At 71.8% G+C, this 23,812-nt stretch carries 18 protein-coding genes; 10 read left to right on the top strand and 8 right to left on the bottom strand.

What is annotated here, in order from left to right; genetic code table 11:
* Nucleotides 1–10: 10 nt before the first annotated feature.
* The gene (locus O7608_RS17810) at nucleotides 11–940 is read right to left on the bottom strand and encodes a carbohydrate kinase family protein (protein WP_289205652.1); all 930 of its coding nucleotides are present in this window, start codon (nucleotides 938–940) and stop codon (nucleotides 11–13) included.
* A gap of 350 nt (nucleotides 941–1,290) precedes the next feature.
* On the opposite strand from O7608_RS17810, the gene O7608_RS17805 reads away from it, so the two are divergent.
* Nucleotides 1,291–2,400: a lytic polysaccharide monooxygenase auxiliary activity family 9 protein gene (locus O7608_RS17805; RefSeq protein WP_421360696.1), complete on the top strand. Its 1,110-nt coding sequence runs from the start codon at nucleotides 1,291–1,293 to the stop codon at nucleotides 2,398–2,400.
* Nucleotides 2,401–2,488: 88 nt separating this feature from the next.
* Here the strand turns inward: O7608_RS17805 and asnB are convergent, their stop codons facing one another.
* Complete coding sequence (gene asnB, locus O7608_RS17800) at nucleotides 2,489–4,486, bottom strand: asparagine synthase (glutamine-hydrolyzing) (RefSeq protein ID WP_289205651.1); 1,998 nt, start codon at nucleotides 4,484–4,486, stop codon at nucleotides 2,489–2,491.
* 175 nt (nucleotides 4,487–4,661) lie between these two features.
* Between asnB and O7608_RS17795 the strand changes: the two genes are divergently transcribed.
* Nucleotides 4,662–6,128 carry an aminopeptidase P family protein gene (locus tag O7608_RS17795; protein WP_289210938.1) on the top strand — a complete coding sequence of 489 codons (1,467 nt, stop codon included), beginning with the start codon at nucleotides 4,662–4,664 and terminating at the stop codon, nucleotides 6,126–6,128.
* A 149-nt stretch (nucleotides 6,129–6,277) separates the two neighbouring features.
* Here O7608_RS17795 and pulA read toward each other — a convergent pair whose 3' ends face one another.
* From pulA to O7608_RS17780, 3 genes are all read right to left on the bottom strand, one after another.
* Nucleotides 6,278–11,776 (bottom strand): pullulanase-type alpha-1,6-glucosidase, encoded by a 5,499-nt coding sequence (gene pulA, locus O7608_RS17790; protein WP_289205650.1) that lies wholly within the window; start codon nucleotides 11,774–11,776, stop codon nucleotides 6,278–6,280.
* Nucleotides 11,777–11,901: 125 nt separating this feature from the next.
* Nucleotides 11,902–12,528 (bottom strand): cellulose binding domain-containing protein, encoded by a 627-nt coding sequence (locus O7608_RS17785; RefSeq protein WP_289205649.1) that lies wholly within the window; start codon nucleotides 12,526–12,528, stop codon nucleotides 11,902–11,904.
* Between the two features lie 213 nt (nucleotides 12,529–12,741).
* Nucleotides 12,742–13,131, bottom strand: coding sequence for a DUF6841 family protein (locus O7608_RS17780; protein WP_289205648.1), 390 nt, complete (start codon nucleotides 13,129–13,131; stop codon nucleotides 12,742–12,744).
* 199 nt (nucleotides 13,132–13,330) lie between these two features.
* Here O7608_RS17780 and O7608_RS17775 point away from each other — a divergent pair, with 199 nt between their 5' ends.
* Nucleotides 13,331–16,126, top strand: a complete 2,796-nt coding sequence (locus O7608_RS17775; RefSeq protein WP_289205647.1) for an aconitate hydratase — start codon at nucleotides 13,331–13,333, stop codon at nucleotides 16,124–16,126.
* A gap of 77 nt (nucleotides 16,127–16,203) precedes the next feature.
* Nucleotides 16,204–16,449, top strand: coding sequence for a DUF2630 family protein (locus O7608_RS17770; RefSeq protein ID WP_289205646.1), 246 nt, complete (start codon nucleotides 16,204–16,206; stop codon nucleotides 16,447–16,449).
* Between the two features lie 22 nt (nucleotides 16,450–16,471).
* On the opposite strand, the gene O7608_RS17765 is transcribed toward O7608_RS17770, so the two are convergent.
* Nucleotides 16,472–17,116 carry an HAD family hydrolase gene (locus O7608_RS17765; protein WP_289205645.1) on the bottom strand — a complete coding sequence of 215 codons (645 nt, stop codon included), beginning with the start codon at nucleotides 17,114–17,116 and terminating at the stop codon, nucleotides 16,472–16,474.
* 116 nt (nucleotides 17,117–17,232) lie between these two features.
* Here O7608_RS17765 and O7608_RS17760 point away from each other — a divergent pair, with 116 nt between their 5' ends.
* From O7608_RS17760 to mug, 6 genes are all read left to right on the top strand, one after another.
* Nucleotides 17,233–17,811, top strand: coding sequence for a TetR/AcrR family transcriptional regulator (locus tag O7608_RS17760; RefSeq protein ID WP_289205644.1), 579 nt, complete (start codon nucleotides 17,233–17,235; stop codon nucleotides 17,809–17,811).
* A gap of 106 nt (nucleotides 17,812–17,917) precedes the next feature.
* Nucleotides 17,918–18,787 carry a TIGR04222 domain-containing membrane protein gene (locus tag O7608_RS17755; protein WP_289205643.1) on the top strand — a complete coding sequence of 290 codons (870 nt, stop codon included), beginning with the start codon at nucleotides 17,918–17,920 and terminating at the stop codon, nucleotides 18,785–18,787.
* Nucleotides 18,784–19,605: an MbnB/TglH/ChrH family RiPP precursor modification enzyme gene (locus tag O7608_RS17750; RefSeq protein ID WP_289205642.1), complete on the top strand. Its 822-nt coding sequence runs from the start codon at nucleotides 18,784–18,786 to the stop codon at nucleotides 19,603–19,605. Before O7608_RS17755 ends, O7608_RS17750 begins: the two co-directional genes overlap by 4 nt.
* Complete coding sequence (locus O7608_RS17745; RefSeq protein ID WP_289205641.1) at nucleotides 19,602–20,081, top strand: SCO6045 C-terminal-like domain-containing protein; 480 nt, start codon at nucleotides 19,602–19,604, stop codon at nucleotides 20,079–20,081. Before O7608_RS17750 ends, O7608_RS17745 begins: the two co-directional genes overlap by 4 nt.
* A gap of 44 nt (nucleotides 20,082–20,125) precedes the next feature.
* Nucleotides 20,126–20,887 (top strand): SDR family oxidoreductase, encoded by a 762-nt coding sequence (locus tag O7608_RS17740; protein WP_289205640.1) that lies wholly within the window; start codon nucleotides 20,126–20,128, stop codon nucleotides 20,885–20,887.
* Complete coding sequence (mug, locus tag O7608_RS17735) at nucleotides 20,884–21,423, top strand: G/U mismatch-specific DNA glycosylase (protein WP_289205639.1); 540 nt, start codon at nucleotides 20,884–20,886, stop codon at nucleotides 21,421–21,423. The genes O7608_RS17740 and mug overlap by 4 nt, the downstream gene beginning before the upstream one ends.
* A 15-nt stretch (nucleotides 21,424–21,438) precedes the next feature.
* On the opposite strand, the gene O7608_RS17730 is transcribed toward mug, so the two are convergent.
* Both O7608_RS17730 and O7608_RS17725 read right to left on the bottom strand, forming a co-directional pair.
* Complete coding sequence (locus O7608_RS17730; RefSeq protein WP_289205638.1) at nucleotides 21,439–21,762, bottom strand: hypothetical protein; 324 nt, start codon at nucleotides 21,760–21,762, stop codon at nucleotides 21,439–21,441.
* Between the two features lie 13 nt (nucleotides 21,763–21,775).
* A complete protein-coding gene (locus O7608_RS17725) occupies nucleotides 21,776–23,770 on the bottom strand; it encodes an ABC transporter ATP-binding protein (RefSeq protein ID WP_421360688.1) in 1,995 nt (664 codons plus the stop codon).
* Nucleotides 23,771–23,812: the final 42 nt, after the last annotated feature.

Here is a 23,812-nt window from a genome sequence, read left to right as displayed (position 1 = left end):
AGAAGGGGGGTCAGCCGAACCGGGCGGTGACGGCGGCCCGGGTCGGCATGGCAACCGCGCCGCCACGGGACTCGCAGACCAGGCCGGCGACCCGCAGGGCGAAGCCGACCCGGTCGGCCCAGCCGGCGGTGTCGGCCGGCAGCCCGGCGTCGAGCAGGTCGGCGATCAGGGCACCCATCACCGAGTCACCGGCTCCGGTGGCGTCGACAGCGGCGACCGTCGGCGCGTCGATGGTCGCCACGTCACCGCCGGCGCTGACCAACGCGCCCGCCGCGCCCCTGGTCACCACCACTGTCGCGGCGCCAAGCTCGTGCAGCAGGGCGGCGGCGGCCACCGGATCCGCCCCGTCGTAGAGCGCCTCGGCATCGGCGGCGCTGAGCTTGACCAGGTCGGCGGTTGCCGCGAAGTCGGCCACGACCTGCCGGTACGCCGCCAGCGACGCGGCGTCGGGCAGCAACCGGGGCCGGACGTTCGGGTCGAAGACCCGCAGCCCGCCGGTGCCGGCCCAGGCCTGCCTGGCGGCGGTCAGGGTCGGCTCGGTCAGCAGCGCGATGGAGCCGCAGTAGAGCACGGTCGCGTCGGCGATCAGGTGCGCGTCGAGATGGGCCGGGTCGAGCAGACCGTACGACGGCGGGTCGCCGTAGAAGCGGAAGTCCGGTTCGGCGCCGGTGAAGGTGGCCACCGCCAGGGTGGTCGGCGCGGCGACGGTGTCCAGGGCACGGTCGCCGACCCCGGCGGTACGCAGGAATCGGCGGATCCGCTCGGCGAGCGCGTCGTCGCCGAGCGCCCCGGCGAACTCGACGGTCCCGCCGAGCCGGGCGACGCCGACCGCCACGTTCAGCGGCGCGCCACCGATGACCTGACGGTAGACGGGCTCGCCGTCGCACTCGCCGTCGAGCAGGTCGATCAGTGCCTCGCCGAGCACCACCGCGTACCGCATGAGTCTCCTCCAGTCGCCGACTGCCGTGAGGGATTGTCCCAGCTCACCGGCGGTGTCCTGCAGCGTGGGCGGACATCGAGGGGCAACTATTGCGCTTCTCGTCGATGTGTGATGGGATATCGATTACCCGAAGCGGCGTGGGGGCTGACGCGCCGCTATTCGGACTCGCCGGGAGCTACGCGAGCGCGCACACGTCCATCGGACGGCATGGGAGTCCTGCCGTGCTCCGGCACGGCCGACCCTGATGCCGCGCACCTCATGTTCGGGCGTTTGGCATACGTCGAACCCCATCACCGTGTCCGCAGGCGTGCACCTTCACCTCGCGGACTGGTTTTACAAAGGAGTTCTCGGTGAAAGCTCTTCGCAGAGTGGCGGTAGTCGCCGCCGCATCCGCGCTCGCCGCCGGTCTACTGACCGTGGTGACCCCCAACGCGGCATCCGCGCACGGTGCCGCCATGACGCCGGGCAGCCGGACCTACCTGTGCTGGGTGGACGGCCTCGACCAGACCGGTCAGATCCGCCCCACCAACCAGGCCTGTTCCGCCGCGGTCAACCAGAGTGGCGCGAACTCGCTGTACAACTGGTTCAGCGTGCTGCGCTCGGACGCGGCCGGCCGCAAGGCCGGGTTCATCCCGGACGGGCAGCTGTGCAGCGGTGGCAACTCCGGCTTCTCGGGGTACAACCTGGCCCGCAACGACTGGCCGCTGACCCACCTGACCGCCGGCGCCACCATGGAGTTCAAGTACAGCAACTGGGCGCACCACCCGGGCACGTTCTACTTCTACATCACCAAGGACAGCTGGAGCCCGAACCGGGCGCTGGCCTGGAGTGACCTGGAGGAGACCCCGTTCCTGACCGTCACCAACCCGCCGCAGCGCGGCGCGGTCGGCACCAACGACGGCCACTACTACTTCAGCGGCCGGCTGCCGAGCAACAAGAGCGGCCAGCACATCATCTACTCGCACTGGGTGCGCTCGGACAGCCAGGAGAACTTCTACGGCTGCTCGGACGTGGTCTTCGACGGTGGCAACGGCCAGGTGACCGGCATCCGGGGCAACCCGGCCACGCCGGGCCCGAACCCCACCACCCCCGGCCCGAACCCCACCACTCCCGGCCCGAACCCGACCACCCCCGGCCCGAACCCGACCACCCCGGCTCCGTCCGGCGGCTGCTCGGCGACCTACCGGACCGTGAGCTCGTGGGGCGGCGGCTTCCAGGGTGAGGTGACCGTCCGCAACACCGGCACCTCCAGCATCGGTGGCTGGAGCGCCAGCTGGAACCTCGGCAGCGGGGTCGCCATCAACAGCGTCTGGAGCGGCACCCACTCCGTCAGCGGGTCGAACATCACCGTCCGCAACGCGGCATGGAACGGCACGCTCGCCCCGAACGCCTCCACCACGTTCGGCTTCACCGCCAGCGGCACGTCCGGCACCCCGGCAGTGACCTGTTCGGCGTCCTGATCCGACACCGCAAGAACCGGGGCCCGGCTGCCCTCCAGCAGCCGGGCCCCGGCGTGTCACCAGCGGCCGTGGTCGGCGCCGCTGTCGGTCAGGCGACCATCGAGCCGACCACCGGCTTGGTCAGCAGGGCGGACTGGTTGCGCTGGATGCCCGGGTCCAGCGACCGCTCCACGAAGATCGCATGCCAGATGCAGAAGATCAGTACGGTCCAGACCTTGCGGGAATGGTCCGCCTCCTCCCGCTTGTGCTCGTCGAGCAGCCGCATCGCGTAGGACAGGTCGAGCAGGTCGCCGGCTCCGGAGGTGGCGAAGATGTGCCGGACCCACTCGTACATCTCGCCGCGCAGCCAGACCCGGGTCGGGGTCGGGAAGCCGAGCTTGCGGCGGTTGACGATGGCCGGGGGCACCACGGTTGCCAACGCCTGACGCATCGCGTACTTGGTGGCGTCCGAGCGCGGTGGCAGCCGCAGCTCCACCGGGATCTTCGCCGCGACGTCGAAGACCTCCTTGTCCAGGAACGGCACCCGCACCTCCAGCGAGTGCGCCATCGAGATCCGGTCCGCCTTGACCAGGATGTCGCCACGCAGCCAGGTGTACAGGTCGACGTACTGCATCTTGGTGACGTCGTCGAGCTCGGCGCATTCGGCGTAGATCGGCGCGGTCACGTCGGTGTAGCGCACCGACGGGTCGTAGCGGCGCAGCAGGTGCTGCTTCTCCTCCTCGGTGAACATCCGGGCGTTGCCGTAGTAGCGCTCCTCGATCGGCGTGGTGCCACGTTCCAGGAAGCTCTTGCCCTTGACCCCCTGCGGGATCACCTTGGAGACCGCCCGCAGGCCCTTCTGCATCGGATCCGGCAGGCCGTGCACCGCGCCCAGCGACAACGGCTCCCGGTAGATGGTGTAGCCACCGAAGAACTCGTCCGCGCCCTCCCCGGACAGCACCACCGTGACGTGCTCAGCGGCCTTCTTCGCGACGAAGTACAGCGGCACCAGCGCCGGGTCGGCCACCGGGTCGTCCAGGTGCCAGACGATGCGCGGCAACGCCTCGATCATGTCCTGCGGCCCGATCTTCGTCGGCATGATGGTCACGCCGAGGTGCTGCGCCGAATCCTGGGCCACATCGATCTCCGAGTAGCCCGGCACGTCGTAGCCGACGGTGAAGGTCAGGATGTTCGGGTTGAACTCCCGCGACAACGCCACCACCGCGGTCGAGTCGATGCCGCTGGACAGGAACGCCCCGACCGGTACGTCGGCCCGCATGTGCATCCGGACGCTCTCCCGCAGGGTTTCGCGGATCTCGTCGTAGAGCCGCTGCGGGTCCGGCGCCGGCGCCGGGCGGAAGATCGGCTGGTACCAGCGGCGGATCTGCACCCCACCGGCCGGGCCCGGCAACGCCCCCGACGGGTCCAGCGCCGGCGCCGACCAGGTCAGGCACTCCCCCGAGCCGATCCGGCTGATCCCCTGATGCAGGGTGCGCGGCTCCGGCACGTACTGCAGGGTCAGGTAGTGCGACAGGTTCGCGGTGTCGACGCCGGCGTCGCCAGCGTTGGCGGCGGGTGAGAACGGCAGCAGCGCCTTCTTCTCCGAAGCCAGGTAGATGCCGTCCGGGGTCTGCAGGTAGTGCAGCGGCTTGATGCCGAAGTAGTCCCGGGCGCCGAAGGCACGACGCTGCTGACGGTCCCAGATGACGAAGGCGAACATGCCGCGCAGCTTGTGCAGCACCTTCTCGCCCCAGTAGTGGTAGCCGGCGACGATCACCTCACCGTCGCCGGCAGTGGCGAACTGGGCGCCGAACTCGCGGATCAGCTGCTCGCGCAGCTCGATGTAGTTGTAGATCTCACCGTTGAAGGTCAGCAGGTAGCGGCCGTCGGCGTAGGCCAGCGGCTCCTGGCTGGACGCGACGTCGATGATGGCCAGCCGCTTGTGTGCGAAGACCGCGTCCGCCCACTGGCCGGTCGGGTCGCCGATCACTTCGACCCCGGTCTCGTCCGGGCCACGGTGGTGCAGGCATTCCAACGCGTGGGCGATCGCGTCGCGGTGCGCGCCGGCGTCACCGCGGGCGCTGAAAAAGGCCAGGAGTCCGCACATGGCAGACATCTTTCCACGCGACGCTCACGCGGTACCGTCGAGTACGCCCAACCGTGGGAGGAGTCAGATGACACAGGACCAGACCGCCGACCCGACGGCGACCCCGGCCGAGGACCCGGCGGCGACCCCGGCCGCCGACGCGGTGATGGGCCCGGTCGAGGGTACGCCGACCGAGATGGCCGCCGAGGTGATCGCCGAACAGCCCCGTACCGAATCGCACGACCCGGACTTTCCCGAGAAGCTGCTGCAGTTCATGCGGACCGGCTGGCGCGACGACGCGTTGTCGCTGACGCCCCGCGCCGAGATCACCCACCATGCCCGTCGCCGCGCGGCGCTGTCGGCGGCGTTCACCGGTGAGACCGTGGTCGTGCCGACCGGGGTGGAGAAGGTCCGGGCCAACGACACCGACTACCCGTTCCGCCCGGGCAGCGACTTCGTGTACCTGACCGGCGACCACGATCCGGACAGTGTGCTGGTGCTGCACCCGACCGGGGGCGGTCACGACGCGGTGCTCTACACCCGGCAGCGTTCGTCGCGGGAGACCGACGAGTTCTTCCGCAGCCGCGACGGTGAACTGTGGGTGGGTCGGCGCCGCACCCTGGCGGAGAAGTCGACCGAACTGGGGCTGACGACGGCTCCGCTGAGTGAGCTGCCGGCGGCGCTGGCCGGCTGCGCCCCGGGCCGTACCCGGGTGCTGCGCGGCTTCGACGCGCGGGTGGACGCGGCGGTGCTGCCGTACGACAGCAGTGACGACGCCGGGGCCCGCGACCGCGAGCTGGCGACGGTGATCTCGGAGTTGAAGCTGGTCAAGGACGAATGGGAGATCGCCCAACTGCAGGCGGCGATCGACGCCACCGTACGCGGCTTCGAGGACGTGGCCAGGGGGCTGCCGGCCGACCGGCCGGTCGCCGAACGGCTGCTGGAGGGAATCTTCGCGCTGCGGGCCCGGCACGACGGCAACGACGTCGGGTACGGCTCGATCGTCGGCGCCGGCGCGCACGCGACGATCCTGCACTGGGTCCGCAACGACGGCGTCACCCGGCCGGGTGAACTGCTGCTGATGGACATGGGCGTCGAGGGCGAGCACCTCTACACCGCCGACGTGACCCGGACGGTGCCGGTGTCGGGGCGGTTCACCGCGCTGCAGCGGCAGGTCTACGACATCGTGTACGCCTCCCAGCAGGCCGGGATGGACTTCATCAAGCCGGGGGTGAAGTTCAGCGACGTGCACCAGACCTGCATGCGGGTGCTCGCCGAGGGTCTGGCGGAGCTGGGCGTGCTGCCGGTGAGCGTGGACGAGGCGATGGACAAGGAGTCGACCGTCTACCGTCGGTGGACGCTGCACGGCTTCGGGCACATGTTGGGGATCGACGTACACGACTGTTCCCGGGCCCGCAAGGAGCGCTACCGTGACGGCGAGCTCGGCGAGGGGTACGTGTTGACCGTCGAGCCGGGCCTGTACTTCCAGCCGGAGGACGATCTGGTGCCCGAGGAGCTGCGCGGCATGGGGATCCGGATCGAGGACGACGTGTTGGTCACCGCCGCCGGTGCGGTGAACCTGTCCGCCGGGCTGCCGCGGCAGGCCGACGAGGTGGAAGCCTGGTTGCTGGCCCAGCGCGACGCCGGCCCCCGCCTCCCCTGACCTCCCGCCCCGCCCCGACCCCGCCCAGCCGCCCATGATCGCCGCGATCTTGCAGTTATCGTTGGACGAATCCGACAAATCTTCGCGATAAGCGCAAGGTCGTCGCGATCATGGGCGGGGCGGGGTCAGCGGGGCGGGGGCGGGGTCAGTCAGCGCGGCTCGACGAAGACCGCGACGGTTCGCGGCGGCACGGTCAAGGTGCCGGTCGAGGAGTCGAAGGCGGCCTGACGGCTCACCGGGTCGGCCGAGTCCCGCAGCACCGGGTGCAGCTCGATGTTGGTCCGACGCAGCTCGGGCAATCGCTGCCGGGCGGTCTGCGGCGTCGCGTTGAAGACCACCGTCACCGACCGCCACCGCTGGTCCAGCCCGGCAGAGCGCAACCGCATCAGGATCACCCCGGGTGTCTCGGCAGGGCCGGCCAGCGGGAAACTGACCCGCTGCTGCACTTCACGCGCGGTTTCCAGGGCGAACACCGGCGACGAGGCACGGATCCGCAGCAGTTCGGCGTACCGGGCAGCGGTCATCTCGATCGCGGCACAGTCCGGAACCAGTGCCGGGTCGGCCAGCAGCGGGCCGGCGTACGGCCACTTGTCGGCGTTGTCGGCCGCTGGCGGCAGCCCGATGCCGAAGCCGTTGCCGTCGGCGCAGTCCCAACGGATCTGGTTGAACCAGTCCCCCGAGTTGTACGAGTTGCGGTCCAGCGACTTGGACCGCAACCGTTCACTGCCGGCGGTGACGAACCCGGCGCCCTGGGCGAGAACGGCCGTGGCAAGGGCGAGCACCTGGGCGCGGGAGCGGTCGGCGGCCGGGGTGCCGGCTGGCAGCTTGAACGCCAGCGCGTCGTAGAGGATCTCGTTGTCGTGGGCGTCGACGTAGGTCACCGCCTCCCCCGGCGCTGCCGTGTACCCGGCCGGCGCGCCGTTGTAGTCGACGTCCGCGCCGGTCACCTGGTCCCCCGACGCGCCGGTGAACCGGTAACCCGCCAGGTTGCCGGTCAGGCCGACCTTGATGACGTCCTGCTGCTGGCGCAGCCGGGCCTCCTGCTCGGCGCGGCTGCCGTTGACCGGATCCCCGTTCGGGTCGGTGAACAGTCCGCTGGCGAAGCCCTGCACCCGGGGGTTGGCGTCGAACGGCCCGCCGCCACGGACCGCGTCGCGCAGCCGGTCGGTGAAGGTGCCGATCCCGGTGCCGGCCATGTTGAGCTGGGTGGCCTGAACGAACCGGGCGTCGCCAGCGACCTCGCCGAAGTCCCAGCCTTCGCCGTAGAGCAGGATGTTGCGACCGTCGACGCCGTCGCGGGCCAGTGTCAGCTTGTCCAGCGCCGCCCGTACCGCCAGGATGTTGGCCTTGGGGTGGTGGCCCATCAGATCGAACCGAAAGCCATCCACTTTGTACGCCTTGGCCCAGGTGACCACCGAGTCGACGACCAGCCGGTCCATCATGGCGTGTTCCGGCGCGGTGTTGGCGCAACAGGTGGAGGTGGCGACGCTGCCGTCGTCGAGCAGCCGGTGGTAGTAGCCGGGCACGATCTGGTCGAGCACCGAGTGCCGGTCCACCCCGGCCGCCGACGTGTGGTTGTAGACCACGTCCAGCACCACCCGCAGCCCGGCGGCGTTGAGCCCGGCGACCATCTGCCGGAACTCGACGCTACGGGCGGCACCGTCCGGGTCGGTGGCGTAGCCGCCTTCGGGCACGGTGTAGTGCAGCGGGTCGTAACCCCAGTTGTAGCCGTCGCGGTCGGCGACCGCGGCGACGCACTCCTGCTGGCGGGGCGAGTCGGGTGGCAGGGCGGCCAGGTCGCAGTCCGGCACGGCCTGGTCGGCCCGACGTTCGGGGATGGTGGCGAAGTCGAACGTCGGCAGCAGGTGCAGGTGGGTGACGCCGGCGTCGGCCAGCGACGTCAGGTGCCGCATCCCGGCGGTACGCGGATCGGTGAACGCCAGGTACGTGCCGCGCCGCTCGGCGGGAACACTGTCGTCGGCGATGGAGAAGTCGCGGACCGACACCTCCTGGATCTGGGTACGGGTGGCCGGCACCGCCGCCGGTTTGCGCAGCCGCGCCCAGCCGGCCGGTGCCAGCGCCGGGTCGGCCAGGTCGACGATCAGCCCGTGGGTGGAGTCGGCGGCCAGCGCCACCGCGTACGGGTCGGTGACCGAGGCGGTGACCATCCGTCCGGCGGCCGGCTGCCAGGCGTCGACCTGGTAGCGGTAGTAGCGGCCGTACCAGGACAGTTCGCCGCGTACCGACCAGACCCCGGTGCGGTCGTCGCGGCGCATCGCCACGGTCCGGGGCGCGGCGGTCGGGGTGTCGTACAGCTGCAGCGCGACGGTACGGGCAGTCGGTGCCCACACCGACAGGGTCGGCCGCCGGCCAGCGAAGGTGACCCCGAGTGGGGTCTTCGTGGCGGCGGCGTACCGGTCGTCGAGCACGCCGGGCAGTTGTACGCCGGTGACCGCCAACAGGTTGCCCTCGTGGTCGCGTTCGGTGACCGCGACCTGGCCGCGCAGCGCGGTGGCGACCGCGCCATGGTGCCGCGCGTCGATGCCGAAGCTGCGGTACGCCCACAGGTGCGGGAACCTGGCCCGCTGCGCCTCGGTGAGCCCGTTGGGTCGCACGGTCAGCGGGATCGACCGGTGGTCGCCGGTGAGCTCGTCGCCGTCGACGGCCAGCCCGCCGTCCGGGGCCCAGACCAGGTCGTAGCGTTTGCCGTCGGTCGGCCCGGTGGCCCAGGCGATGGTGGACCGGTCGATCCAGTGCGCCCGCTGTGTCGTCAGGTCCAGGTCACGTCCGGTGGTGGCGACCGGTGGCAGTAGCCGCTGGGGGTCGCCGGCGAGCAGCCAGACTTCCCGACCGGCGGCGGCGAAGTCGAGCCGCTGGTCGGTGGGGAGGTCCTTGTCGTCGCCCCGGTGGATGATGTAGCTGAGCCCGGTCGCGTCGTCGGCCAGCGGCACCCGGAAGGTGACGCCGAAGTCGTCCCGCGACGCCGGCGGCAGCGGATCGGCCCACTCGGTGGGGGTGGCCGCGCCGTCCCAGACGTGCAGCCCCCAGCCGGTGTAGTCGCCGTCGGCGCGGCGGTAGTGCAGCACCGCGACGCCGTCGTCGACCGGCGGGTCGGCGTCGCCGGTGGCGTCGCGGCGGGTCGGGTAGAGCGCGGGGTCGCCCTGTTTGACCCACACCTCGCCGGTGGCGCCCACGTCGACGGTCCGGTCGACGTCGACGTCCTTCGTGCCGTCGGCGTCGACGACCAGGAAACCGACCGACTTCGCGCCGGGGGCGAGTTTCACCCAGGCGAACCGGCCGTAGCTGTCCTGCCCGACGAACGGGTGGCCGGCCGGCCAGGTGGTCTGCCAGTCCGGGTCGACGTCGCCCCAGGTGTACAGGCCCCAGTCGGCGTAGTCGCCATCGGTGCGCTGGTAGTGCACGACCAGCCAGTCCCGGGCGTCGGCCTGCGGCGGGGTGCCGACCAGCGCGGTGGTCCTGGCGGTGGCGGTCCGGTGTCTGTTGTCGCGCACCACCGCCTTGTACTCGATCCGAGTGCCGGCTGCCAACCCGGCGAGGTCGTGGTGCACCTGGTACGGGGCGTTACGCGCCCGGCCGAGCAGGGTCCACGGGCCGGTGCCGACCCGGGCGGCGACGGTGACCTCGGCGAGCGGGTCGCCGGTCACCTCGGCGGTGACGGCGGCCCGGGTGGCGACGGCGGTGCCGTCGGCGGGCGCGCTGATCGAGATCGTCGGGGCGCCGCCCGGCGCCGGGATCGGGGCGCCGGCCCGGTGCACGATCGCGGACAGCGCCGGTACGGTGACCGTGATCCGCCCGTCGGCGTCGCTGCGTACCGGCCGGTGTCGACCGTGGACGCTGGTGAAGGTGGTGCCGGGTGACCAGGTGTCGACGGTGACCTGCTGAGCGGTGGTGGCGTTGTTGACGGCGACGACGTACTCGACGCGGTCGGCCGGGTCGATGCGGGAGAAGGCGAACACGCCGGGGCCGTCGGCGGCGTACCGGGTGACCTGGATGCCGTCGCGCAGCGCCGGGTGGGCGGCGCGGAGCTTGCCGAGTGCGGCGACGCCCCGGTACAGCGGGTGGCGGCGGTCGAACTGGTCGTCGGCGTGGGTACGGTCGGTGCCGAGCAGGTCGTCGTCGAGGTAGTCGGCGACCTGGGAGGCGAACATGGTCTGCCGGGAGTCCTTGTCGCCGCCGGCGCCGGTGAAGCCCTGCTCGTCGCCGGAGTAGATCACCGGTTGCCCCCGGGTGAGGAACATCAGCTCGTGGGCGAGCAGGTCGCGACGCAGGTGGCTGGCCGGGTCGGTGCCGCCGTCGGCGATGAAGGTGCCGATGCGCCCCATGTCGTGGTTGCCGAGGAAGGTGGGCAGCCGGCCGGCGTCGGTGTCGCGGGCGGCGTACAGCGGGTCGTCGGCGTACAGGTCGGCCAGGGCGGTCGCGGAGCCGCCGTCGGCGACGTACGCACGGGCCGCCTCCTGGAAACCGAAGTCGAGGGTCGCCGGCAGGCCACCCCGACGGACGTAGGTCGAGGTGACGTCGGCGTCGGCGGAGTAGACCTCGCCGAACATGAAGAAGTCGGGTTTGCCGGCGCGGGCGGCGGCGTCGTCGATGCCCCGGCTGAACTGCGGCCAGAAGTCGAGGTTGACGTGCTTGACGGTGTCGAGTCGGTAGCCGTCGACCCCGGTGTCGCGAATCCAGTCGGCGAAGATCTTCGTCATGCCCCGGACGACCTCGGGGCGTTCGGTCCACAGGTCGTCGAGGCCGAAGAAGTCGCCGTACTCGCTGTTCTCGCCGGCGAAGGTGCTGTCACCCCGGTTGTGGTACATCGTCGGGTCGTTGAGCCAGGCGGGGACCTTGACCCGCGCGTCGGCGGGGTCGACCACCGGGGTGTACGGGAACGAGCCGGCATCGACGGTGGGGAACGTGCGGCCGCCGTCGGCGTAGTGGCGGTCCTCGAACGGGCGCCCCTGTGCGTCGCGGTACGGCTCGGTGGCCTTGTCGACGTAGGTGTAGCTGTCCTCGGCGTAGGAGATGACGTCGGCGGTGTGGTTGACGATGACGTCCAGGTAGATCTTGATGCCGCGGCCATGGGCGAGTTCGACCAGGCGCTTGAGGTCGGCGGTGCTGCCGAAGTGCGGGTCGACCCGGGTGAAGTCGGTGATCCAGTAGCCGTGGTAGCCGGCCGAGACGTCGTCGCCGCTGCCCTGCACCGGCCGGTTGGCGAAGACCGGGGCCAGCCAGATCGCGGTGGTGCCCAGGCCCTGGATGTAGTCCAGGTTGTCGATCACGCCCTGCAGGTCACCGCCCTGGTAGAAGCCCTTGTCGGTGGGGTCGTGACCGGTGACGAGCCGGTCGCCGCGCAGGCCGCCGCGGTCGTTGCGCCGGTCGCCGTTGGCGAACCGGTCGGGCAGCAGGAAGTAGAACTGTTCGGCACGGTCCCGGTCGCCGGTGGCTGTGGCGAGGGCCGCCGACGACGGTTCGGTGCTCCATTGTGGCGCGTCGACCGCCGGCGGGGCGGCCTGGCCGGCGGTGGCGGTGGCGGTGGCGGTGGCCGGCGACGGTACGCCGAGCAGGGTTCCAGCGAGGGCGGCGGCGAGGGCGTACGGCGTCAGGCGGGACGCGCGTGGACGACAGGGTGCGGCTTCCATCGACAGCCTTCCGTTGGCGATGAGCGCACGCTAGCCCTTGCTGCAAGATTCTGCAATATCTTGCAAAGCGATGGCAGAGCATCACACCGGTGCGGTGGGTGGAGTGCGGCAGGCCGTTGGTGGGGTCAGCGCAGTCGGCAGGCCGCGCCGTTGACGGCGCACCGCTGCGGCTCTGATCCGTGGCCGCGACGCTCGAAGTGGAACCGCAGCGGCACCGAGGAGTTCCCGGCGACCGGAACACCGCTGGTGAAGATGTAGTCACGGCCGGACTGGCGCAGCGTCGCCTGCGGCGCGCCCTCTACCCAGGCGGCGTAGAGCCGGCCGACGTTGCCCGGGAACCGCAGCGTGACCGTCCAGTCACGATCCCGCCGCGAGGTGTTCACCACCAGCACCTCGGCGATGAAGGCGTCGCCGAACTGCTGCAGCACCCGGTACTGGCCGATCACCTCGGGATTGGCCGGCGGCGCCGGCGGGGTGGTCCGCGCCGGCGCGGTCGTGACGCCGGGTGGCAGCACGGTGGCCATCGCCGGACCGGTGGGCGACGGCATCATGTCCGGTGTGGGCGGCACAGGAGGCGTCGGAGAGGGGGGCGCGGGGGCGAGGATCGCCTCGCCGGACGGCGGCGGCGCGACGGCGACCAACTGGCCACCGGTGTTCACGGCGGGCGGCGAGACGGGCACCCTGGGTTCAGGTTCGGGAGCCGGCCGGTCGTCCACCGGCGGCGGAGCCTCCCCGATCGCCCGCGTCTGCATCGGTACACATCCGGCAGCCACCAGGAAAATGACCATCATGACGGCCAGTCCACTCAGGACAACTACCCACGGTGCCATTGCGATCACGTTCGACGGCGTCCACGCGACTCGAGAGGCGTGCCTGCCGTCCACGTTGACCCCCTTAGCGCGACAGCGTCCCGCGGAAGAGTAGCGATCCTGACCCGGCACGCAAAAGGGCTAGTTACTCATTAGTTAGTCGAGTGGGGTAACAGTACAGATACACACCCCATCGCGACCGACCCGCAACAGGTAGTGGAATCGCCGCCCCGGCACCGACCTACCCTCGGCGTCGAGGTACTCCCACTCGGCCTCGACGGCGATCAGGGCGGCGCTGACCTGCCGAACGTCACGGAAGCGGGCATGCGCGGCAACGATCCGGCGCACCTGGTAGTCGGCGGCCGCGCCGATGAACGACAACGCCACCGCGGCCGGGGACGAGAAGGAGAAGCTGTAGGTGTCGGCGACCACCATCGCCGGCGACGCGAAGCAGGCGGCCAACTCGGGAATGTCGCCAGCGGTCACGGCCGCCCCGTACCGGTCGAAGAAGTCGGTCAGCGCGTCCAGATCGGTCGAGGTGTCCACCCGGCCTCATCTGCCCAGAAACCTCGCGCGGCAAACCCCACCGGCGGCCGGTCGGGCACCGGGGTTGCGCCGCTAGCAAGACGGACGTACGGTTTTAATGCGATCCGCAGTCGGGGTAAGTGTTACCTCACCCGAACGATGCGGTAATCCGTACGAAAGACTGCCAGGACGACCAGGGACCAGCGGTAAGGAGTCCGACGTGGCGAGCCTCGACACCTTCGGTGCGAAGAGCCAGCTGCGCGTCGCCGACGCGAGCTACGAGATTTTCAAGATCAACACCGTGGCGGGTCACGAACACCTGCCGTACAGCCTGAAGATCCTGTTGGAGAACCTGCTCCGCACCGAGGACGGGGCCAACGTCACCGCCGAGCAGATCCGGGCACTCGGGTCCTGGGACCCGGATGCCGAACCGAGCGTGGAGATCCAGTTCACCCCGGCCCGGGTCCTGATGCAGGACTTCACCGGCGTCCCCTGCGTGGTCGACCTCGCCACCATGCGGGAGGCCGTCCGCGACCTCGGCGGCGACCCGACCAAGGTCAACCCGCTCGCCCCGGCCGAGCTGGTCATCGACCACTCGGTCATCGCCGACCTGTTCGGCCGCGAGGACGCGTTCGCCCGCAACGTCGAGCTGGAGTACGGCCGCAACAAGGAGCGTTACCAGTTCCTGCGCTGGGGCCAGACCGCGTTCAACGAGTTCAAGGTCGTACCGCCCGGTACCGGCATCGTGCACCAGGTCAACATCGAGTACCTGGCCCGTACGATCATGGAGCGCAACGGGCAGGCCTACCCGGACACCGTCGTCGGCACCGACTCGCACACCACGATGGTCAACGGCCTCGGGGTGCTCGGCTGGGGCGTCGGCGGCATCGAGGCGGAGGCCGCCATGCTCGGCCAGCCGGTCAGCATGCTGATCCCCCGGGTCGTCGGTTTCAAGCTCTCCGGCGAGGCACCCGCCGGCACCACCGCCACCGACCTGGTGCTCACCATCACCGAGATGCTGCGCCAGCACGGCGTGGTCGGCAAGTTCGTCGAGTTCTACGGCCCCGGTGTGAGCGCCGTCCCGCTGGCCAACCGGGCCACCATCGGCAACATGTCCCCCGAGTACGGCTCCACCGTCGCGATCTTCCCGATCGACGCCGAGACCATCAGCTACCTGCGACTCACCGGGCGTGACGACGCCCAGGTCGCCCTGGTCGAGGCGTACGCCAAGGAGCAGGGCCTGTGGCACGACCCGGCCGCCGAGCCGCACTACTCGGAGCGTCTCGAGCTCGACCTGTCGACGATCGAGCCGTCCCTGGCCGGGCCGAAGCGCCCGCAGGACCGGGTGCCGCTGGGCAGCGCCAAGACGATGTTCCGGTCCGCGCTGACCGACTACGTCTCCACCGACCCGACGCCGGCCGTGGCCGGACCCGCCGACGAGGCCAGCGTCGAGTCGTTCCCGGCCAGTGACCCGCCGGCCGCCGACGGTGCCGACGACCCGGCCGACAAGCCGCACGAGCTGATCAGCGCCTCGCTGGGTGCCGGCGGACGGGCCAGCAGGCCCGTCACGGTCACCGGTGCCGACGGCACCTCGTTCGAGCTCGACCACGGCGCGGTCGTGATCGCCGCGATCACCTCCTGCACCAACACCTCCAACCCGCAGGTGATGCTCGGCGCCGCGCTGCTGGCCCGCAACGCCGTCGACCGCGGCCTGACCCGCAAGCCGTGGGTGAAGACCACCCTGGCGCCGGGCTCCAAGGTCGTCATGGACTACTACGAGCGGGCCGGGCTCACCCCGTACCTGGAGAAGCTCGGCTTCCACCTGGTCGGCTACGGCTGCACCACCTGCATCGGCAACTCCGGCCCGCTGCCCGAGGAGATCTCCGCCGCCGTCAACGAGCACGACCTGACGGTGGTGTCGGTGCTCTCCGGCAACCGCAACTTCGAGGGCCGGATCAACCCGGACGTCAAGATGAACTACCTGGCCTCGCCGCCGCTGGTCGTGGCGTACGCCCTGGCCGGCACGATGGACATCGACCTGGCCAACGAGCCGCTGGGCACCGGGTCCGACGGCCAGCCGGTGTTCCTGCGCGACATCTGGCCCAGCAACGCCGAGATCGAGCAGGTCCGCGCCGGCGCGATCGGCGCGGCCGGCTTCGGTGCCGCGTACGCCGACGTGTTCGCCGGTGACGAACGGTGGCAGTCGCTGCCCACCCCGACCGGGGACACCTTCACCTGGGCCGACGAGTCCACCTACGTCCGTAAGCCCCCGTACTTCGAGGGCATGGCGCCGACGCCGCAGCCGGTGACCGACATCGCCGGCGCGCGGGTGCTGGCCAGGCTCGGCGACTCGGTGACCACCGACCACATCTCGCCGGCCGGGGCGATCAAGCCCGACTCCCCCGCCGGCCGGTACCTCACCGAGCACGGGGTGCCCCGGCACGAGTTCAACTCCTACGGGTCGCGGCGCGGCAACCACGAGGTGATGATCCGTGGCACCTTCGCCAACATCCGGTTGCGCAACCAGTTGGTGCCGGGCGTGGAGGGCGGGTTCACCGTGAACCATCTGACCGGTGAGCAGACCAGCATCTACGACGCCTCGGTGGCGTACGCGCAGGCCGGCATACCGCTGGTGGTGCTGGCCGGCAAGGAGTACGGATCCGGTTCGTCGCGGGACTGGGCGGCCAAGGGCACCATGCTGCTCGGCGTGCGGGCGGTCATCGCCGAGTCCTACGAGCGGATCCACCGCTCCAACCTGATCGGCATGGGGGTGCTGCCGCTGCAGTACCCGGCCGGGCAGGACGCGGCGTCGCTCGGGCTCACCGGGACCGAGACGATCGACATCGTCGGCGTCGACGCCCTCAACGACGGCACCACGCCGCGTACCGTCACGGTGCGGACCGACACCGGGGTCGAGTTCGACGCCGTGGTCCGCATCGACACCCCGGGCGAGGCCGACTACTACCGGCACGGCGGCATCCTGCAGTACGTGCTGCGCAAGATGCTCGCCAGCTGAGCCGACGACGCGGTGACGGTGGGCGGTGACCGGGGTTCCGGTCACCGCCCACCGTCGTGATGTGCCAAGCTCGGGGCATGGACGACAGGACGCTGCTGGACCGGATCCGCCAACTGGTCGACGAAGAGCACGAGCTGCGCACCCGGTACAGCGCCGGGCAGCTGTCCGCCGACGAGGAGCACGCCCGGTTGGGCGCGCTGGAGGAGGCGCTCGACCAGTGCTGGGACCTGTTGCGGCGGCGTCGGGCCGCCCGCGAGTCCGGGGGTGACCCCGACGCGGTCCAGCCCCGCCCGACCGGCGAGGTGGAGAGCTACCTGCAGTGACCGCAGCGGCCGGCCGACCTTCTCAGCCGGCGAGTACGGCGGCGACGGCCGGGATGACGCCGGACGCCTGACGGGTCGGGGCGTACCTGTCGTCGAGCCAGCTGCGGCCCCGGTGCAGCCAGACGCTGGGCAGCCCGGTGGCTGCGGCACCGCCGATGTCAGCCTCGGGGCTGTCGCCGACCATCCAGGCTCCACGCAGCCGCATCCGGACGCTCTGCGCGGCCAGCGCGAAGATCCTCGGGTTCGGCTTGCTGACCCCGGCCGCCTCGGAGATCACCCAGTCCGCCACGTAACGGTCGAGCCCGGTACGGCGGATCTTCGCCTCCTGCTGGCGGACCGCACCGTTGGTGACCACCACCGGGACCCACCCGGCGTCCTTGGCGATGCGCAGCGAGCAGGCGACCAAGGGATCGAGGCGGCTGTGCGCCACCACCCCGTCGTGCAGTTCCTCCACCAGGTCGACCACCGACATCCGCAGCTGGTAACGGTCGCGGATGGCGTCGGCGAGGTCCCAGCGGTCGGTCAACCCGTCGGCGTCGACGGAGATCAGCCAGTCGATGTCGTCGTACGGGGCGCTGACCGAGTTCAGGAACTCCTGACCCCACACGCGGAACGCCCCTGCCCGGTCGAGCAGGGTGTTGTCCAGATCCAGGAGCAGGAGTGGCACGGGCGCACCTTACGCGACAGCGTGTATCGCGGAACAGTCCTGCTGTGTTAAACCGCAGACTTAACAAGCCGTACGTACGGATTGCACCAGGTCGGCCCACCTGACACGATCACATCATGCCCCGGGTGAGCCAGGTCCAACTCGACGCCCGCCGCCAGGAGATCCTCGCAGCGGCGCGGGTCTGCTTCGCCCGACACGGGTACGAAGGCGCGACCGTGCGGCGGCTGGAGGAAGCGACCGGCCTGTCCCGGGGAGCCATCTTCCACCACTTCCGGGACAAGGACTCGCTGTTCCTCGCCGTCGCCGAGGACGACGCCGCCGCCATGGTCGAGACGGTGGCCCGCAACGGCCTCGTCCAGGTCATGCGGGATCTGCTGCACCGCTCCACCGCGCCGGACACCGCCGGCTGGCTGGGCAGCCAGCTGGAGGTGTCCCGACGGTTGCGTACCGACCCCGACTTCGCCCGCCGGTGGACGGCCCGGTCGGCGGCGATCGCCGAGGCCACCCGGGACCGGCTGCGGCGGCAACGCGACGCCGGAGTGCTGCGCGACGACGTACCGATCGACGTGCTGGCCCGGTTCCTGGAGCTGGCCTACGACGGGCTGGTGCTGCAACTGGCGATGGGCCGACCCGCCGGCGACCTGGGTGCCGTGCTGGACCTGGTCGAAGAGGCGGTCCGCCGGCCCCGGCGCTGAGGCGCTCCGGTGACTGGCGCGGCTGCCCCACACTGAATTCACGCGGCCCGACAAGACCCCGGAGGTGCCGCGTGGACACGGACCGCTCGCAAACCTCGGAGGCGTGATGACGTCCGGCGACACCTGGGGCATCCCCGGCCCCACCTTCCTGGCCCTGTTCGGATTCGCGGCAGCGATTCTGCTGGTGGTCAACGTGGCCTACCGGCTGCTCGCGCTGGCCGGCCGGGAGCAGACCCGGCCGGACGAGCTCACCGGCACCGAGGTCGCCTACCTCGCCGGCGGCGTCGCGCGGGCCGTCCAGGCCGCGCTCGGTGCCCTGCGGACCGCCGGAGCGATCGACGTCGCTGCCGGCGGTCGGCTGAGCGCCCCCGGGCCGCTCCCGGCCGGCGCCGACGATCTCACCGCGACCGTCCACCGCTGCGCCCGCGAGCAGCGCCGGGTCCGCGACCTGCCGGACAACATCTGGGTACGGCAGAGCCTGGACCGGCTGCACGACCGGCTGACCGATCGGGATCTGCTGGTCCCACCGGCCCGCCGCACCACCGCCCGTTGGTTGGGTGCCGCAATGCTGGCGCTGACGGGCGTCGGCGTGCTGCGGCTGATCGCCGGAATGTCGACCGGCCGCCCGATCGGCTACCTGATGCTGCTGTTGGCCCTCACCGTCCCGATCGGACTCTTCCTGACCGTCAAGGTCCCCACGGTCACCGCCGCCGGCCGGCGGGCCCTGGCGGAGTTGGCCCGCCGGCACCGGCACCTCGCGCCCAGCAACCGGCCTTCGTACGCCACCTACGGCGCGGCCGATGCCGCGATGGGGGTCGCACTGTTCGGGGCGGTAGCGCTGTGGGCGATGGATCCGGACTTCGCCCAGACCGCCGAGATCGAGCGCAACGCCACCAACTCCGGTGGGGGCGACGGCGGCGGCAGTGGCGACGGTGGTGGGGGCGACGGTGGCGGCTGCGGCGGGTGCGGCGGATGACCGGTCCGTACGGCGTCGGCATCGGCTGGCATACCGAGATCGCTGGCGTCGTGGCGGCGCTGCCCGGGCTGCGGTTCACCGAGGTGATCGCCGAGTCGGTCGACCCGGACCGGCCGCTCGACCCGCAGCTGGCCGCGCTGCGCGCACGTGGCGTGGCGGTCGTCGCGCACGGTGTACGGCTCTCCCTCGGTGGCGCCGAGCCGGTCGAGGCGGCCCGGGTCACCCGGCTGGCCCGGGTCGCGCAGCTGCTGGACGCCCCGCTGGTCAGCGAGCACATCGCGTTCGTCCGGGCCGGCGGCGTCGAGGCCGGTCATCTGCTGCCGTTGCCACGGACCCGGGCCGCCCTCGACGCGGTGGTGGCGAACGTGGCCCGCGCCCGCGCGGACCTGCCGGTGCCGCTGGCCCTCGAACCGATCGCCGCGCTCTTCGACTGGCCCGACGACGAGTTCGACGAGCCGGACTTCGTCACCGAGATCCTCGAGCGCTGTGACGCGCTGCTGCTGCTCGACGTCGCCAACGTGTACGCCAACGCCCGCAACCGGGGGCAGGATCCGGTCGCCGTACTGGAGCGGATGCCGCTGGAGCGGATCGCCTACCTGCACGTGGCCGGCGGTGCCGTCGACCACGACGGGATCTACCACGACACGCACACCGACGCGGTCCCCGCCGAGGTGCTGGGGCTGCTCGCCGACCTGTCCGCCCGCCGCCGCCCCCCGGCGGTGCTGCTGGAACGCGACGGCCACTATCCACCAGCGGCCCAGCTGCATGCCGAGCTGGACGCTATCGCGGTGGCGGCCGGGCTGGAGCCGGTCACGTGAGCCACTCGCTGCCCCCGACCGTCGGCGCCGGCGAGCTGGCCGCTGCCCAGCGGGCACTGGTCGCCGCACTCGTGACGGGCGCGGCCGACCCGGCCGGCTTCGACCGGCACCGGCTCGCGGCGGCCCGCCGGGCATTGCTGCACAAGCGGGCCGGGGAGCTGGCCCGGCACTGGCCGGGCCTGGTCCGTGCGCTCGCCGACCGGTGGCCCGCCGTATTCGTCAGCTGGGCGCGGGCCAGGACGCCGGTCGGCGGCTGGCGCGACGGCTGGGACCTGGCCCGCGAGCTGGCCGAGACCGGACAGCTTCCGGCGACCGCCCGGGCGGAACTCGCCGTCGCCGAGGTCCGCTGGCGCTACGACGGCCGGTCCGGGCCCCGACTGCGGCGGTGGCCGGCGCTGCGCCGCACGCCGGACGGCGTCGTGGTTCAGGTCGCCCGTCGGGTACGGCTGCTGCGTCGGCGACGCGCCGCACGGTAGGGCCGCCGACGGCGATGCCGACGGTGTGTAGCAGGATCGCCGTCATGGATCTGGGCCTCACCGAACGGGTGTACGTGTTGACCGGCGCGTCCCGAGGGCTCGGGTTCGCCACCGCCGCCTGTCTGGTCGCCGACGGTGCCCGGGTGGTCCTCGGGGCACGTGACCCCGACCGGCTGGCGGCTGCGGTGCGGCGGCTCGGCGGCCCGGAGCACGCCGTCGCGGTCCCGTCGGACCTGGCGGCACCCGAGGACGCCCAGCGGCTGGTGGATGCCGCGACCGACCGCTTCGGGCGGCTGGACGGTGCTCTGGTCTCGGTCGGCGGGCCGACGGCCGGCGACGCCGGTACCGTCGACGACCAGCAGTGGCGGGACGCCTTCGAGACCGTCTTCCTCGGCACCGTACGGATGGTGCGGACCGTCGCCGACGCGCTGCCGGCCGGCGGCGCGGTGGCGCTGGTGCTGTCGACCTCGGTCCGGATGCCGGTGCCGGGGCTGGGCGTCTCCAACGGGCTGCGCCCCGGGCTCGCCGCCGTCGGCAAGGAACTCGCCGACCGGTACGCCCGACGCGGCGTACGGGTGGTCAGTCTGCTGCCCGGCCGGATCATGACCGACCGCAACGCGGAGCTCTTCGCCGCCGCCCCGGATCCGCAGCAGGCCCGCGCCGACGCGCAGGCCGCGATCCCCCTCGGCCGGCTCGGCGACCCGGCGGAGTTCGGCCGGGTCGCCGCGTTCGTGCTGTCCCCGGCGGCCAGCTACCTGACCGGGCTGACCATCCCGGTCGACGGTGGCGCGCTGCCGTACCCGTGATCGCGCGGATCGCGGCCGGCGGTGCCGGACGGCTGCTGCCCGACGTCGTCGGCCCGGATCTCGACGTGCTGTTCAGCGGCATCAACCCCAGCCTGTACTCGGCAGCGGTCGGGCACCACTTCGCCCGGCCCGGTAACCGGTTCTGGCCGGCGCTGCACCGGTCCGGGTTCACCGGCCGGCAACTGCACCCGACCGAGGACCGGCTCCTGCCCGCCCTCGGCCTCGGGCTGACCAACGTGGTGCCCCGGGCCACCGCCCGCGCCGACGAGCTGCGCCCCGACGAGTTCGTCGCCGGCGCGCAGCGGCTGGCCCGGCTGGTCGAGCAGCTGCGGCCCCGGTGGATCGCGGTGGTCGGGGTGACCGCGTACCGCGCCGGGTTCGGCCGCACCCGGGCGGTGATCGGCCGGCAGGCCGAGACGGTGGCCGGCGCCCAGCTGTGGGTGCTGCCGAATCCGAGCGGACTCAACGCCCACTATCAACTGGACGACCTGGCGGCCGCGTTCGGCGAGCTGCGGCGCGCGGTCACCGGCGGGTGAGCCACGACCGGCGGCTCACCCGTGGTGTCGCTGCAGGCGTTCCCGGACCAGCTGACCGAACAACCCACCGGGCTGACCACAGTCGAGGCACTGCAGCGCCTCGTCGAGCCGGCGTCCACCGCACTGGTCGCAGCGGCCCCGGTCGCGGGGGTCGTGATAGGCGCGCAGGGCGGCGACCAGTGCCTCGGCGGCGGAGCCGGTCAACCGGACGGGGTCGGCTGCGCCGACCCGCACCTCGACCGGCACCTCGGGCGGAACCCCGTCCGACGGGCCAGGGTCGCAGCGCGCGATCCGGTCGGCGAAGTCACGCAGGGCCGCCGCGAGTGCCTCGGGTTGCATCCCGACAGCCTAGTCAGCCGCCCGGTTCGGCATCGATCGGGAAGCGCCGCGCCCCGGCGAGCGAGACCGGATCCGGGCCGGTGTCGTCGGTGTACGGCGTCGGTGAATCGGCGACGGCGAACTGGGTGCGGTAGAGCTCGGCGTAGAGCCCGCCGGCACCGATCAGCTCGGTGTGCCGGCCCCGCTCCACGATCCGGCCCTCGTCGAGCACCAGGATCTGGTCCGCGTCGCGGACCGTGGAGAGCCGGTGGGCGATCACCAACGCCGTCCGGCCGGTCAACGCCACGGACAGCGCCCGCTGCACGGCCGCCTCGGATTCGGAGTCCAGGTGGGCGGTGGCCTCGTCGAGGATGACGATCGACGGTGCCTTGAGCAGCAGCCTGGCGATCGCGATGCGCTGCTTCTCGCCGCCGGAGAAGCGGTACCCGCGCTCGCCGACGACGGTGTCCAGTCCGTCCGGCAGGGCACGGACCAGCTCGTCGACCTGGGCGCCACGCAACGCCGCCCAGAGTTCGTCGTCGGTGGCCTCCGGTCGGGCGTACCGCAGGTTCTCGGCGATCGTCTCGTGGAACAGGTGGGAGTCCTGGGTGACCACGCCGATGGTGTCCCGCAGCGAGGCGAGGGTCGCGTCCCGTACGTCCACCCCGCCGACCAGGACCTGGCCGTCGGTGACGTCGTAGACCCGGGGCACCAGCATCGCGGTGGTGCTCTTGCCTGCGCCGGAGGGCCCGACCAGCGCGACGAGCTGGCCCGGCTCGGCGGTGAACGACAGCCCGCGCAGCACCGGTTCGGCGTTGGTACGGTCCAGCGTCGCGACGTCCTCCAGCGAGGCGAGCGACACCTCGGCCGCGCTCGGGTAACGGAACCGGACGTCGCGAAACTCCAACCGGCCGGCGCCGGGCGGCACCGCGACGGCGTCGGGGCGTTCGCTGATCGACGGGGCGAGGTCGAGCACCTCGAACACCCGGTCGAAGGAGACCAGCGCGCTCATCACGTCGACCCGGACGTTGGACAGGGCGGTGAGCGGGCCGTACAGCCGGGTCAGCAGCAGGGCGAGGGTCACGACGGTGCCGGCGCTGACCGCCCCGGTGACGGCCAGCCATCCGCCGAGGCCGTAGGTGAGGGCCTGGGCCAGGGAGGCGACGAGGAGCATCGCCACGAAGAAGGTCCGAGAGTACATCGCGGACTGGATACCGATCTGGCGGACCCGGTCGGCCCGCTCTGCGAACCGTCTGGCTTCCACGTCGGGCTGGCCGAAGAGCTTGACCAGCAGCGCCCCGGCGACCCCGAACCGCTCGGTCATCGTGGCGTTCATCTTGGCGTCGAGGTCGTACGACTCGCGGGTGATCTCGGCCAACCGGCGGCCGACCCGGCGGGCCGGCACGATGAAGATCGGCAGCAGCACCAGCGACAGGGCGGTGATCTGCCAGGAGAGGGTGAACATCACGGCGGCGGTGAGCACCAACTGGATGACGTTGCTGACCACACCGGACAGGGTGGAGGTGAAGGCCCGCTGGGCACCGATCACGTCGTTGTTCAGCCGGCTGACCAGGGCGCCGGTCTGGGTGCGGGTGAAGAACTGCACCGGCATCCGCTGGACGTGGTCGTAGACCCGGGTACGCAGGTCGAGGATGATGCCCTCCCCGATACGGGCGGCGTACCAGCGTTGGGCGAGGGAGAGCAGGGCGTCGGCGACGGCGAGCCCGGCGATGAACAACGCCAGGCGCACCACGGTCGTGCCGGCATCGGCCCCGCCGGCGGTGATCGCGTTGACCACGCTGCCGGCCAGGACCGGGGTGGCGACCCCGATGCCGGCGGCCAGCACCACGGTGACCAGGAAGACGACGATGTCCCGGCGGTACGGGCCGGCGAAGGCGACGATGCGTCGGGTGGTGCCCCGGCTGACCCGGTGGGCACGCACCTGGTCACCGTCGCGCATCGCGCGCAGCATGCTCCAACTGACCCCCATGCCGCCCGGACCGCCCATCCCACCGCCACCACCAGCCATCGAAACCGGCCACCCCCACCTTCCGTGTCGCCCCTGTCGCGG

This window comes from Solwaraspora sp. WMMA2056 (genome assembly GCF_030345095.1).
Taxonomy (GTDB): domain Bacteria; phylum Actinomycetota; class Actinomycetes; order Mycobacteriales; family Micromonosporaceae; genus Micromonospora_E.
Note: the sequence above shows the minus strand (reverse complement) of the source record. Positions and strands in the feature narration are given on the sequence as shown.

Coding starts and splice junctions, on each gene's coding strand:
- O7608_RS17810 (WP_289205652.1), bottom strand. CDS start 940: ATGCGGTACGCGGTGGTGCTCGGCGAGGCACTGATCGACCTGCTCGAC.
- asnB (WP_289205651.1), bottom strand. CDS start 4,486: ATGTGCGGACTCCTGGCCTTTTTCAGCGCCCGCGGTGACGCCGGCGCG.
- O7608_RS17795 (WP_289210938.1), top strand. CDS start 4,662: ATGGCCGCCGAGGTGATCGCCGAACAGCCCCGTACCGAATCGCACGAC.
- pulA (WP_289205650.1), bottom strand. CDS start 11,776: ATGGAAGCCGCACCCTGTCGTCCACGCGCGTCCCGCCTGACGCCGTAC.
- O7608_RS17785 (WP_289205649.1), bottom strand. CDS start 12,528: ATGCAGACGCGGGCGATCGGGGAGGCTCCGCCGCCGGTGGACGACCGG.
- O7608_RS17770 (WP_289205646.1), top strand. CDS start 16,204: ATGGACGACAGGACGCTGCTGGACCGGATCCGCCAACTGGTCGACGAA.
- O7608_RS17760 (WP_289205644.1), top strand. CDS start 17,233: ATGCCCCGGGTGAGCCAGGTCCAACTCGACGCCCGCCGCCAGGAGATC.
- O7608_RS17755 (WP_289205643.1), top strand. CDS start 17,918: ATGACGTCCGGCGACACCTGGGGCATCCCCGGCCCCACCTTCCTGGCC.
- O7608_RS17750 (WP_289205642.1), top strand. CDS start 18,784: ATGACCGGTCCGTACGGCGTCGGCATCGGCTGGCATACCGAGATCGCT.
- O7608_RS17740 (WP_289205640.1), top strand. CDS start 20,126: ATGGATCTGGGCCTCACCGAACGGGTGTACGTGTTGACCGGCGCGTCC.
- O7608_RS17730 (WP_289205638.1), bottom strand. CDS start 21,762: ATGCAACCCGAGGCACTCGCGGCGGCCCTGCGTGACTTCGCCGACCGG.
- O7608_RS17725 (WP_421360688.1), bottom strand. CDS start 23,770: ATGGCTGGTGGTGGCGGTGGGATGGGCGGTCCGGGCGGCATGGGGGTC.